The sequence below is a fragment of the Actinophytocola sp. genome, from assembly GCF_036378875.1.
In the GTDB taxonomy this organism is placed as follows: domain Bacteria; phylum Actinomycetota; class Actinomycetes; order Mycobacteriales; family Pseudonocardiaceae; genus Actinophytocola.
This window is the reverse complement of sequence record NZ_DASUVO010000082.1, coordinates 23,065-35,570: the sequence shown is the minus strand read 5'-3', so window position 1 is coordinate 35,570 and position 12,506 is coordinate 23,065. Positions and strand designations below refer to the sequence as shown.

General features: G+C 67.0%; 11 protein-coding genes. 5 read left to right on the top strand and 6 right to left on the bottom strand.

Going from position 1 to position 12,506, the window contains the following annotated elements; translation table 11 throughout:
* Positions 1–91: 91 nt before the first annotated feature.
* Both VF106_RS23975 and VF106_RS23970 read left to right on the top strand, forming a co-directional pair.
* The gene (locus VF106_RS23975) at positions 92–427 is read left to right on the top strand and encodes a hypothetical protein (RefSeq protein WP_330842059.1); all 336 of its coding nucleotides are present in this window, start codon (positions 92–94) and stop codon (positions 425–427) included.
* A 16-nt stretch (positions 428–443) separates the two neighbouring features.
* A complete protein-coding gene (locus VF106_RS23970) occupies positions 444–1,091 on the top strand; it encodes an SEFIR domain-containing protein (RefSeq protein ID WP_330842058.1) in 648 nt (215 codons plus the stop codon).
* A gap of 119 nt (positions 1,092–1,210) precedes the next feature.
* Here VF106_RS23970 and VF106_RS23965 read toward each other — a convergent pair whose 3' ends face one another.
* The 3 genes from VF106_RS23965 to VF106_RS23955 all read right to left on the bottom strand — a co-directional run bounded on the left by VF106_RS23965 (position 1,211) and on the right by VF106_RS23955 (position 5,859).
* The gene (locus VF106_RS23965) at positions 1,211–3,148 is read right to left on the bottom strand and encodes a tetratricopeptide repeat protein (protein ID WP_330842057.1); all 1,938 of its coding nucleotides are present in this window, start codon (positions 3,146–3,148) and stop codon (positions 1,211–1,213) included.
* Between the two features lie 1,223 nt (positions 3,149–4,371).
* The gene (locus VF106_RS23960; RefSeq protein ID WP_330842056.1) at positions 4,372–4,983 is read right to left on the bottom strand and encodes a hypothetical protein; all 612 of its coding nucleotides are present in this window, start codon (positions 4,981–4,983) and stop codon (positions 4,372–4,374) included.
* A 60-nt stretch (positions 4,984–5,043) separates the two neighbouring features.
* Positions 5,044–5,859: a DUF2637 domain-containing protein gene (locus VF106_RS23955; protein WP_330842055.1), complete on the bottom strand. Its 816-nt coding sequence runs from the start codon at positions 5,857–5,859 to the stop codon at positions 5,044–5,046.
* Between the two features lie 250 nt (positions 5,860–6,109).
* Here VF106_RS23955 and VF106_RS23950 point away from each other — a divergent pair, with 250 nt between their 5' ends.
* A complete protein-coding gene (locus VF106_RS23950; RefSeq protein WP_330842054.1) occupies positions 6,110–6,907 on the top strand; it encodes a site-specific integrase in 798 nt (265 codons plus the stop codon).
* A 228-nt stretch (positions 6,908–7,135) separates the two neighbouring features.
* On the opposite strand, the gene VF106_RS23945 is transcribed toward VF106_RS23950, so the two are convergent.
* Positions 7,136–7,414, bottom strand: coding sequence for a hypothetical protein (locus tag VF106_RS23945; RefSeq protein ID WP_330842053.1), 279 nt, complete (start codon positions 7,412–7,414; stop codon positions 7,136–7,138).
* Positions 7,415–7,787: 373 nt separating this feature from the next.
* Here VF106_RS23945 and VF106_RS23940 point away from each other — a divergent pair, with 373 nt between their 5' ends.
* Positions 7,788–8,105, top strand: coding sequence for a GYD domain-containing protein (locus tag VF106_RS23940; RefSeq protein WP_330842052.1), 318 nt, complete (start codon positions 7,788–7,790; stop codon positions 8,103–8,105).
* Positions 8,106–8,415: 310 nt separating this feature from the next.
* Here VF106_RS23940 and VF106_RS23935 read toward each other — a convergent pair whose 3' ends face one another.
* Complete coding sequence (locus tag VF106_RS23935; protein WP_330842051.1) at positions 8,416–8,607, bottom strand: hypothetical protein; 192 nt, start codon at positions 8,605–8,607, stop codon at positions 8,416–8,418.
* 248 nt (positions 8,608–8,855) lie between these two features.
* Positions 8,856–10,709 (bottom strand): DNA/RNA helicase domain-containing protein, encoded by a 1,854-nt coding sequence (locus VF106_RS23930; protein ID WP_330842050.1) that lies wholly within the window; start codon positions 10,707–10,709, stop codon positions 8,856–8,858.
* A gap of 1,398 nt (positions 10,710–12,107) precedes the next feature.
* Here VF106_RS23930 and VF106_RS23925 point away from each other — a divergent pair.
* Positions 12,108–12,503: a hypothetical protein gene (locus VF106_RS23925; protein WP_330842049.1), complete on the top strand. Its 396-nt coding sequence runs from the start codon at positions 12,108–12,110 to the stop codon at positions 12,501–12,503.
* Positions 12,504–12,506 lie beyond the last annotated feature (3 nt).

The following is a 12,506-nucleotide window of genomic DNA, read 5'->3' as shown; positions in this document are numbered from 1 at the left end:
CGCGCGGAACCCGAGAAGTCGTTGCGTACGCCGTGTTCCGCCACCGAACCGCCTCATCTCTCGTAGGCTGTGCCCCAGAAAGGATGGTGCCGTGCCCGACCCGATCTTGGTATCCATCGCCGCCGCGCTCGCAGCGAAGACGGCGACGTCACTCTACGACCTGGTGAAACGACAGTTCGCCGGACGTAACGAAGCCGAAGCCGCCCTCGATGCCGCCGACGGTGCGTCGGAGGACTCCCCTGAGGTGACCGCACTCGCCGCACACCTCGCCACCGAAGAGACCGACGACCCTCGGTTCGGTGAGGAGCTGCGGCGCATATGGCAGCACACCACGGCAACCCAAGGCGGCGTGGTCAACCAGGTCACCGGCAACGTGTCCGGCAAGGTCGTGCAGGCGCGCGACATCACAGGCGACATCAAGTTCTGAGACCGTGTGGGGAGAGATGGCAGTCGACGTACCGAAAGTGTTCGTCTCGTACGCGCACGAATCCGACGAGCACAAGGCACAAGTGCTCGCGTTCGCCACGTTCCTCCGGAAGGCCGGCATCGAGGCCGTACTGGACCTGTGGTCCACGGACGCCAGGCAGGACTGGTACTCGTGGGCCATCCGGGAAATGACTGATGCGGAGTTCGTCCTCGTCGTGGCGTCCGAGCGGTACCGGGCGACCGGCGACGGCAGCGGCCCGAACACCGAGAACCGAGGCGTCCAGTCCGAAGCCGCGCTCCTGCGGGAACTCATCTACACCGACCGCGCCACCTGGCTCCCCAAAGTCCTCCCCGTCCTCCTGCCCGGCCACACCACCGGCCACATCCCGCTCTTCCTCCAGCCGAACACAGCAAGCCACTTCCCCGTGACCACTTTCGACACCACCGGCGCCGAGCAACTACTCAGAGTGATTCTCCGCCAGCCGGGCTACATCGCGCCCGACGTCACCGCCGAGCAGCTCCTGCTCCCACCCCACGCCGACGGAACAACCCGTCACACACCCAAACAGGAACCGGCCGTGAGTGGCGTGACCAACCAGATCAACGGCACCGTCAGTGGCACCGTCATCCAGGCCGAGACCATCAACGGCAACATCACTTTCTGAGCCCGTGTGCCGAAGATCTAATCGCGTCGGCACGATTTGCCACGGACATTCCTCACCGCCGTCACGACAGAAGCTGTACATCGACGCGGTGACCTAGTGGCCAATACTCCGCGCAATGACTACGCCTGGTTGGTCAGCAAAGCATCGGAGCGTTCCAACACTGCCGCTGCCTCGGGGTGCCTACCCAAGCCGCTCAGGGTATCGGCCAGGCTCTCGAGTGCAAGTGCCGTGCCCTCCCGATCTCCAACCTGTTCGAACAGGTGCACGCTCTCCTGGAGGAACTGCACGGAGTCCGCGAGCTGGCCGATCGTGCGGCATACGTCCCCCAGATCGTTGAGGACCTCGGCAACATCCTGCGGGCTGGCGGTGGTGCGGTAGATGATCAGCGCTTCGAGGAGGAAGTGGCGCGCCGACATCAGGTCGCCGAGGTCGCGGTGGGCGCCGGCCACCATGACGAGGCTGTTCGCGATCCGGTCGCCTTCCCCGGAGTGCCGCGCTTCAGCGAGCCGCTGTTCGAATGCCGTGAGCAGCTGCCGCGTAGCCCAGACCCGGCGCTCGTTATCGCGCGCATCTCTGGCGATCCGCTGCGCCGCGACCAGGCAGTCCGCAGCTTCTGCGGAGCGAGACAGGCGAATGTACAGCGCGTTCAGCTTCAGCAGAAGGTCGAAGGCGCCCCGGTGGTCGTCAGTGAGTTCGGTTACGGCTCGCAGGGCCAACTCGTGCACAGCATCCAGGTCGCCGTTCTCCCGAACCGCGTACTCGATCAACGGCACGGCGATGCCGACCGCAGCGTCCAGCCGGTGTCCTGCCGCATGTTTCAGCAGACGCAGCAAGGTTTTCGATTCGCCGATGAAGAACCCCCGGCCGCCCCGCCGGACCATGTCGGACAGGGTGTCGTCGGTGCCGGGCGGGTGTACGCCGATCCAGCTGGCCAGGGCCGACTGGGCGGCCTTCACGTACGAGTCCAGGATTTCGTCGAGCACCTGAGCGGTGGTCAACCCGTCCTCGGCGGCGACGAGTTCCTCCGCCAGCAGCCGGAACGGCACCGGCAGCTCAGCCGTACCACCGCGCCAATGCTCGACCAGCAGGCCTTCGGCGATCAAGGCGCGGCTGACACCCCTGGTCATGTCCACGTCGAAGCCGGTCACCAGTTCGAGCGCCCGCGAACTGATCGTCTCGCCCGGGAAGGGACCGAGCCTTCGGAAGGCCCGCCGGGCGGTCTCCGGGAGCCGACGGTACGACGCCAGCAGAGAATCACTCAGAGTTGCGCCGTTGAATGCCAGGGTCGACAGCGGTTCACGGCGATTGACCACCAGGTCCGCCAGCCCGCTCGGCGAGTAGGTGGTGGCCCGGAGGCGGTTGGCCACGGCGGCCAACGCCAGCGGAAGACCGCCACAGAGCACGGTGAGGCGTCCCGCGTCGTCACCGTGCCACCCGACGTCCCCGCCGGCCTCCCGCAGCAGCAAGGTAGTCGCGTCCTCCGAACCCAAGGGATTCAGAGAGAGCGTGCTCACGCGATCCGAAACCAGGGGCACACCTCTGCACGTCGCCAGCACCAACCCGGTGTTCGTGCTGAACACGTCAACCGCTGTCGGGTCGGCGACGTTGTCGAGCACGACAAGCACCCGCTTCTCCGCCAACACGCTGCGGTAAGCGGCGACGAGGTGATCGAGCTTCTCCGGAAGATAGGCGTCGCCCATTCCGAAGGAGTGCAGCACCCACCGCAGCGATTCCTCGACCGATGCCGCGGAACCACCGTTCCCTCCGAAGTCCAGGTAGATCTGGCCCTCCGGGTATTCGTCCATGATTTCGTGCGCGAACGCGACGGCGAGCGCACTCTTCCCGACCCAGGGCTGTCCCGTGACGGCAATCGCCGAAGGCTGGGCGCTGAACCGGGAACGAAGCTCGACGAGCTCGGAACTCCTACCGATCAGTGGGGCAGCGGGCGGCAGCTGCCGCAGGTGTCGAACGGGGGACCGGAGGTGCACCTCCACGCGATCGATGTGTCGTGCCTGGATGACATGCCCGTACACGGTGCCTGAAACTTCGTTCTGCATCCGGTCTACCTCTCCAAAGCGGCACTCGGATCATAGGGAACACGCATACTGACGACTCGAAGAAAGACACAAAGGAGAAGAACCCGGCTCAAAGCTGTCGGCGCCATTGAACCGCCGGTCCGAGCAACGCGTTGCAAGCGGGCCGAACCGGCGCGAACACACTGTCACGCCGCAGAGCGGTGGTGTGAATTCAGAGCAATAGTAACGGTGTGTAACTGAACTCAAGTCTGCCTCGTCGAGGCGGGGCTACTTGAAGCCGCCTGTGGCGGGGCCAACTGCAGACCGCCAGAGCTACGGCTGGCAACTGCACAATGACACAGCGGTACGACAATCCCTGACCGCGGCTGGAAAAGGCTAGGCCCGATCAGAGCGGTACAGCGAGTCCCGGAGGCGACGCGTTGGTGCTCGCTTCTGGGAACGCGGCCTCCACTCAGTAGCACCCCCCAAGCAGGGGCGAAGACCGAAGACCGCGCGGGCCCCTCAGCGACTTTGTCGCGCGGCAGCGTCTTCAGCAGGTCGAGCGCGATCATCTCCACCGGCACCCAGCCGGTGGCGTCCCGCTTGTCCGGTGCCGTGATGGTCAGCCGGATGCCGTCGGTACGGCTGGAACGCCGGATCTGCCAGTCAGTGCGCCAGGACAGGAACCCAACGTAGCCGTGGACACAGTCACGGGTTAGCCGGAAGTCCCCGTACGTCACCACGCCGTCCCGGTCGAACCTGGCCAGCAGCGCGTCCCCGACGCGTCCCCGGCACTGGCCGATGACCAGCTTCGCCGGGATGGTCTGGCGGTGCACCCCGTGGATGAGGACAGGCCAGCTCGGCGTGAGCAGTTCGAGGTACTCATGGTGTGGCCCACGCACGGGGTCCTGGCCGAATGTCAGGTCACAGTGATCATCTACGACACCGGCCAGGCCTGTGAGCCCGCCTCGCCGGCCTGGAGGCACTGCGGCTGCCATCCCCCGCCGAGCGGGAGCCCGAACCGTCCACATAGCTCGTGTGCTGGTCGGTCGTGCTCGGCTCGACCTGGCTAACGACCGCTGGGCGAACCCAGCACAACCTTGTAGGCCCTCTCACTGACCTTCGGCATCGGCATTCCCGTATTCCTGCCCAGCACACCGCCGATGTAGCAGCAGGCGGGGCCACCCACTTGACATGGGTGCCCCACCCTGGCTCGTCCTCTCCTGCTCCAACGGGGTGTTCACCCACGTTGGTTAGCTTTGGATCTAGGTCTCCGCCTGGCTGAGCTTGGCCATCAGTGCCTTCTTGCGGATCTCGTAGGCATCCCGCTCCGCGTCCGTCGCTTCGCTGCCGCGCTGGATGAGGTAGGCCGCGGTGCGGGTCAGGCTGTTCATCTCGGTGAGCGGAGTGTGCTCGGGCAGGTTGGCCGAGACCATGCGGTCTTCGATGCCGGCGTGGCGGGCGTTGTGCCGGGCGCCGTCGTTCTCCTCCAGATGCCGCAGACACCACCGGTCGAGGTCGGCGGCGGTCTCGTCGGGCTTAGTGGTGCCGTCCGGCATCCGGCTGGACAGGAACCGTCCGGAGCGTTCCCATGGCCGGTCGAGTGCGTCTTCCCACTGGTCGATCACGGCGGTGTACAGGTCGCGAGCCTGCTCGGCGGTGAGGTTGAGGGCTTCGGCGATGTCGTCCCACCGGCCGCCACGCTCGCGCGCGTAGACCACCGCCCGGGTCAGCACGTCCCGGGCCCTGGAGACCAGGCGGGCGGCGTGGTCGACGTAGTCGTAGGCGTCGCCGTACTCGTCACTGACGGTCGGCACGCCACCGGCGGCGAAGTCAGCGGCCTCCCGGTACGCGGAGGACAGCGCCAGTCGCGCCAACGCCCGTCGCGGGTGGGTGGTGTCGGCCGGACCGGGCGGGGACGGCGGGAAGCTGGGCGGTCATCCCACACCCCCTCGCATGCGCTGATCCTGGTCGACGGGTGGGATGCGGCCCTCGTTGCGCCACTGCCGCAGCACTGTGCGGCCGTAGTTGTTCGTGCCGGCCACCCGGTCCAGCTCGGCACCGGTCGGAGTCCGACCGTGGGCCTGCTCGCGCTGGAAGTGCACCCACATGGCCTCCTGGGCGGTCGGCTCGCCCGCTGCCCCGCTGTGCGGCGAGACACCGGCGAGAGTGATCACCTGCGCGGTCTCGCCGTCACTCTCGTCGCCGCTCTCGGTGCCAGCCTCGCTGTCTCCAACCACCACCGGGGCGGCCGCCCCGGTCTCGGATCCGGCCTCCACGGTCTCGACCGCAGCTTGCTCAGTCTCAGACGTGGCGGGCTCAGTCTCGATGTGCTGCCGAGAGCGCGGACCGTGGGCCAGCAACTCGACAGCCAGCAGCAGGGCCACCGGCGGCCAACCGGCCACCAAGATCGGCTGCAAGGTCAACGTCGGGGCGGCAGAGATGTTGGCCGTCAGCGACATGGCAATGCCCGCCCAGAACGACACCCACACCGCAATCCGGTACCGGCGACTGGCCTGCTGGCTGGACGTGAGCACGCCCACCGTGGCCAGCACCAGCAGGCCATCCACCGACAGCGGCCACAACACCGCGCCAGCCGCGTCGGAACCGCCTTCCCGGGCGTAGCCGCGCTGGTGCTGATACGACGCATACGCCGCCACCCCGGCCACGACCAACGTGCACGCCCGACGCACCCACTCCTCGGCCGTCACCTTCCCACGCGACGGCCGGGTTGGCTCGATCGTCGCGGCCATCACGCCCCACCGCCCTGGCCGCGACGGCGGCGTGAGATCTCGACCGTGGTGGAAACCAGCAGCTCACGACGGATGCGGTTTCGTGCGGATGCTGTACGAACCTGGCCGGGGGCACCACCCTGACCGCCGCCTCACGTGTCCGGCACGCCGCGAAGCTCTACCTGGAAGACGTGCGACGTCGCCGGGTCGGCACCACGTACGACCGGTACGAAGGCCGGGTCCGGAACTACATGCATGCATCTCCGGGATCATGCAGGTCGCCATCGACCACGACGTGCTGAGCGTCAACCCGGTCGCCTCGGTCCGCAAGATCGAAGGCGGCCCCAAGCGAGCCGCACGCGCCTATGACGAACCCGAACTTGTCGACTTCCTGGCGAAGCTCGACGCCGACAAGAAAGCCGTCAAGGCCGACCTGCCCGACCTGATCCGCTTCCTGTTCGGCACCGGCTGCCGGTTCGGCGAAGCGCTCGCCGTGCGGTGGTACGACCTCAACATCACCGACGAGGTCATCACCGTCATCGCCCCGGACGGCGTACACGTCAAACTGCCGCCGCACACCGTGTTCTTCAACGGCAACATCGTCCACGTGAAAGGCAAAGGACTGGTCCGGAACGAGGGCAAAACGGCCAGCTCCCGCGGCATCCTCTCGCTCCCCGACTTCCTACACACCCTGCTCCTGGTCCGCGCACCCGCCATGGCAACCACCGGCGCCGGCACGATGGAACCCGTGTTCCCATCCGGCCTGCTCGGCTGGCGCCACCCATCCAACGTCCAGCGGTCAGTCCGCCGACTCCGGCTTCGGATCGGCTACCCGGACTTCACCACCCACGTCGGCAGAAAGACCGACGGCACCGTCCTCGCCAAAGCCGGCCAGAGCTCCCGCCAAGTCGCCGACCAGCTACGCCAGACCAGCATCCAAACCACCGAGAAGCGCTACATCGAACGCGGGATCCTCAACCCGGCCGCAGCCAGACTCATCGACGCCGCCCACAGGCCCGCGCCGACCGCCGGACGAGGAGATGCCCCCGCCTCGGGCACCGTCGCTTAGGGTTGGCCTGGCCCGACAGCCGCAGCCGAACCACGTCCATTCAGAGTCCGCCGGCCAACATGCAAGAGGTGCTCCGTGCAGGAGCGGGGTCGCTCGGCGGCAGCACGGGAAGAGCGGCCGTGCCCGCCGGAGAGTGCGAAGGGCGGTGTGCGCCGGCCGCTGCTGAGACTTCTTGTTCCGATGTCATTGGCCATTTCTCGGTTCGTGTCAGTGGCTGCTCGCGCAGTGTCAGCCAGCGGGTGATCCGCCCTCGGCTGGTTCGGGCTCGGGCAGGATCGCGAGTCGGGCGCATGCCTGAGCGAGGTCGCGAGCGGCCCGGGCGGCGGCTTGGGTGAGCGTTCCGTGCAGCGTGGTGCCGTGGGACATGGCCGCGTCGAGGACCTCGACGCCGCGGTCGACGTCGGTGCGCGGCTGCCGGCCCTCGCCATAGTGCGCGAGCTGTCCGCCGATGACGAACCGCGCTCGCTCCGGGGCCCCGGCCACTCCGGACGACCGGGCCTCGGCCAATGACCGAGAGTCCCGGCCGGGTGATATAGCGGGTTATCACCCGGTTGGCTTGCCAATGGACTCCTTCTCCACACGGTCGCCCTCGACCACGAGCATCGGTGACCAGAACACGAGCTACCTCGTTGTGGCCGGCCAGGCCGCGCACGACGCCGACCAGGAACTGGCCGATCAGCGTGGCCCGCGCCGTGAACGCCACCTCAGCCATGTCCGACAGCGTGTGGTGTGCCGGTTGTGCGAGCCAGAACGACACGGTCCTGCGTGCCGAGGTGCTCAACTCGGATGGCTGGCGTCCACCGGTTCGAGTGGTGATCACTCGACGACGACCCTACCTTGCAGTGGGGGCTCCGAACGATTGGGAGCGACGAGGTGCACCATGGCGAAATTCCTGATTCACGGCAAGTACACGCAGGCTGGCATCCAGGGCGCGGTCAAAGAAGGCTTCACCGCGCGTGAGGCCTACGTCCGCACCCTCATGGAATCGGTCGGAGGGAAGGTCGAGGCGTTCTACTTCGCCTACGGCCAGGAGGACGTGATCGTCCTCATCGACGCCGACGCCTCGGCAGCCGCCGCGATCTCGCTCGCGGTCAACCAGAGCGGCAGCGTCGAACTCAGCACGACCCCGCTGCTGACCGCCGCAGAGATGGACGAGGCGCGGGCCAAGATGCCGGAGTACCGGGCACCCGGAGCCTGATGGCGTGCCATGCGGCCTCCGCCGGGCAATGGGTCCAGGCGCGGATGGGGTGAGTCGGCGGCGGAGCCGGCCATGATCCGGTGAAATCCATTCGCGCGGTGCGAACTCCGATGCGTAGGCGTGCCTGGATTAAGTCGGATTGACAGAGGTCCCGGTCAGGGGTTCGAGGCTCCTGACCGATGGGGAGCGTACGGCGCGTCCGTCGACGTGTGGACGTGAGTAGCCCACGGTCCCGGGCCGTCTGTTTGTCGCTTGCGGGATTTCACTAGAGTTTTACGGTTCCTCGGCTGGGCGTCTGGCGAGGATTTCGCTACCCCTGCCGACGGCGCGCTCTGCCCTTGGTGCGGGCGTGCCGGGTGTAGGTCGCGGTGCCGATCGAGCCGAGGCCGAGAGCCGCGGCCGAGAGTGGTCCCAGCAGGTGGGCCAGCAACGCGATCGACACTATCGGGAGTAACAGCAGGACTGTCGAGCGAACAAACGTTGCCCAGTCGCCTGCCAGCATGGAGTCGACGATCCGAAAGGCCAGGCGCCAGGCCGGCGGATCCTGGCTGTCCGAATGCGTCGGAGGTGTTGGTGTGACGGTGGAAGCCGTAGAATTCGGCTGCGGCGCGGGTGGCGTCGTCATTGGGTCCTCTTGTTCCTGGCAGTCGGAACGGAGAGAAGCGCGAACAGCACTGTCGCGTCTACCGCGTAGCCGCCTGAGGCTGGTGTCGACGGCTTCTCCGTACCGGCTGTGTGTCCGGTACGGAGTTACTTGTTGAGGAGCTGTCGCAGCTTGACCCGTGTCTCCGGGTCAGTGGAGTAGAGGACCGTGCCGGCCCTGCCCCGGGTGAGCAGCACCCGGTAGGTCTGCCGAACGAGCCGGTCGAAGACCTCGGCGTTGGCGCGGGCGACGATGCTGTCCTTGCTCGCGGCGCGGTTGGTGATCCAGCGGTCGTCGCGCCACACCATGTCAGGACCGATGATGACGCCGTTCCAGTCGTACTCGAATCCCTGCGCCACATAGATCGACCCCACCTGCCCGAACCCGCCCGGGTCGGTGGCCCACAGCTGGGATGGGGGTGCGCCGTTGACACCACGGTCTCCCTTGACGGGCCAAGGCTTGTGCCAGTCGCCGATGACGATGTCGTCGACCAGGGGCCGGTGTGGTACGGCGTCGCTCCAGGGCCAGCAGAACCCCGCTGTCATGCGCGCGGCGTAGCCCTGGTCGTGTTTGTCGGCCAGCAACCGTTCCATCTCGTCAGGTGCGTCGACGACCTCGAGGTCGAACCGACCGTCCGGCTCCCACGCGACCGGGCCCGCGCGTGACTCGTCGAGGCCAAGCAGACGAGGAACCCACGTCTCGTACCTGCTGCTGCCGCTCCGGAACTGCCCCGTGAGGTCGACACGCCGCACGGGAATGTCCCTGTCGGTGGCCGCGGCCATGATGTGGTCGATGGTGCCCAACTCGCCGGGCCGCAAGATCTGATCCTCGTCCAGCAGGAAGACAGGGACGTATGCAGCGTCGAGAAGCTCCGCGACCTGTTCCTTGGCACTGCGTTGGACGGCCGGCGTGTACCGGTTGTTCGACGATTGCCGAATCCGCTGAGCGTCGTCGCAGATGAGGACATCGAGCTCGTTGAGAGACGCCTGGGAGAAGCTGTTGAAGTACTGGAACACTTTCTGGACACGGGTCGAGCCCTTGCCGGCGACCTTCCGCAGCGTCGTGGTGAAGGGCTTCGAGCCGGTGGCGTGCATGACGGCGTAGCCGTTGCGGTGCAACTCGCCCAGGAGGCTCAAGCCAAGCGTGCTCTTGCCGGTCCCCGGAACCCCGGAGACGACGATGGCTTCCTTGTGGTCGGAGGCCCGGGCTCTCCTGACCGCGCGCAGGACCTGCCGGTAGGCAATATGCTGCTCGTCAAGCAACGCGAAGTTTTCTCGGTCCCGGATCTCCTCGGCCGCCACACTAATCAGCCGCGTACTCGGCGCGACCTTGCTGTTGAGCAATCGGTCAGCGGCCGGCAGTCCTGACTTCGGCGCCAAGCGGGTACGAAGGAACTCCATCATTGCGGCGTGGTCCGACCGCGTGAACAGTTGGCCGTACCGGTCAGCGGGCAACTCCAACAGCGAGGCGACCTCGCCGCGGTCGACGTTCGGGAGACAGGCGATTCCCGCCAACGCATCCGGAACGTCCTGCACGCTCGCGACGAAGTCCGCGATGAACTCGCAGTACCGGCGCACCTGTGCGATCGGGTGGAGCACTACACGACCCCCAGCCACCGTGCACAGCTCCGGGTCATCCGCCAGGACGGTCGCGTGTGTCCACTGCTTGAACTCCACAACCACGTACGACACGTGACCGGTCGTCGGGTGAAACCCCGCCAGCACAACGTCCGCGCGCAGGCTGGAGTGCGGCAAGTTGTACTCGACCAGCATGTCGACATGACCGAGCCCTGCGCCCACCAGGTCCCGCGCGAGCAACGGCACGCTGGTCTGCCACGCTCGCTGCTGATCGCTGCTGGGGCTAAACCCGACGACGAACAGGAACTGGGTGGTGAGGTCGCGCACCAGCTCGGCATCGTCCATCTCGGCCACGGCACGAGCGGACAGGCGCAGAAGCACCATCGACAAACTCCAGACATACGGGTGGCCGTGCCCGCCGCAGCGAGAGCCACAAGGTTGTATGACAGTGATGGACCCTAGCAGCCGACGACGACATTCCGTGGGAGGACGCGTCCGGACCAGCTTTGGGAGCCGCCGCCTGTGTCGGCCGCACGAGCATCGCGGCGGCCCGCAAGCCACTGGTCGAGGCTGAACCAGGCGGTCACCCGCGGTCGTGGCGGCCACGGCCGAACGCTACTTCGGAGTCGCGTAGCTACTCGGCGTTGTCCGCGCCCGAGCGGGCACACGCCACCCTGCGCCCTGGCGGACAATCGCCATCCGGGTCAACGGGCGTGGCCCTGCTCAGCCTTCTGGTGTTCAGCGTCCACGGACTGAGCGCCCAAAACGAACAACCGCGGCGGGGCCGCCCGCACCCATGACGCACCCTGACTCGGCAGATCAGGTTTTGTCCCCGCCGTCGGGGTGTAGGAGTGGGGCGTTGCCGAACACCGTGGCCATCCATTCGAAGGTGGCGTGTGCCCGGCGGATGCGAGCGGCACGGCCGACGAGGTCCAGGCAGTCCTGGGTGATGTCCGAAAGGAGGGTGATCTCGGCGGCCTGGGATGCACTGCCTGGAGGGCGGAATCACGCGACCCCGCCCCCAGGCAGGCGTCACTCACGCGTGAGCATCCCGAAGGACGACTTAACACCAGACTGCCGGTGTAGAACCGCTGGTCAGCCCAGTTCCCATCCTTTGGTGATCCCGCCGGGGCACTCGATTGGCGGACGTGTCCGCGGAACGCGCGGACCGGGATCGAGTGCTTTGTTTCCTGGGGGTGCAACCCCCAGACCCCGCCCGGCGGGGCTCCGCCCCGGCCCCCCGGCACGCGTTCCTTCGGTCGCGAGGTTCGTGCGGATGCTGTTTGAACTGCCCCTGGGGGCACTCTCTGGCCAGCGCCGACCAGCGCGTTCACCAGACCAGATGTCCTCATTCGCGATCATGTCGAGTCCGGCTGTGGGTGGCCACGTGCGGCCGGGCGCGTCCACCCACCCCGTACGCCCCCACAGCCACTCCTTGCCTGCCCGCTCAGCGTTCTCTCGGCACGTCGGCGGCCTCGCGGGTCGTGCCGAACTCCTTCGGGTGCTCGCGCGATGGAACGTGCTTCAGCTGCCGCCGGGTCGCGGCGCTCCCGGGGCCTCGGTCCACGAGGCGCCCGCGGTGGGGGCTGGCGACGACAAAGGGCATTCGTCCAGTGCCTGGACGCAGTCGGGCGGAACCTGGTACCGCCACGTCGAACGGCCGCCAACGGCATCCCATAACTCTTGATTTTTGGGGCATTTCGCCCCCAAATTCGGTCGGCATTGTTAGGCTCGCTTCGGTTCGTATCGGGACGAACACGATGTGTAGACACTGGGGGGCCTATGTCGACATCAGGCGGCTTCACCGTCCGGCTCAACGCGCTCGGGTCCTATGAGGAGGAAATTGGAAAGCTTGTCACCGAGTACGACACGATCATCAGGGAACTCGACCTCGCCGCTCTGGACGGCACCAAGAAAGCCTCTTTGGTTGGGGAACCGGAGAAGCTCATATCCGCCGGCGGGGCCGTGGAGTTCGCCGAGTCGTGCCGCACTCTGGTCGGCAACTACGCCACGTTGATCGACACGCTTCGGCAGTTGCACGTGGCGATCAGGAGCCAGTTCGCGCACGCGCAGCAGGCCATCGGCGATTCGCGTGCGTTGTACGCGAAGGTCGACGACGACCACGCGCTCGTGTTCGAGAGCCTGCTCGGCGACCGCTCGTCCGGACAGGAGCGCTGACCC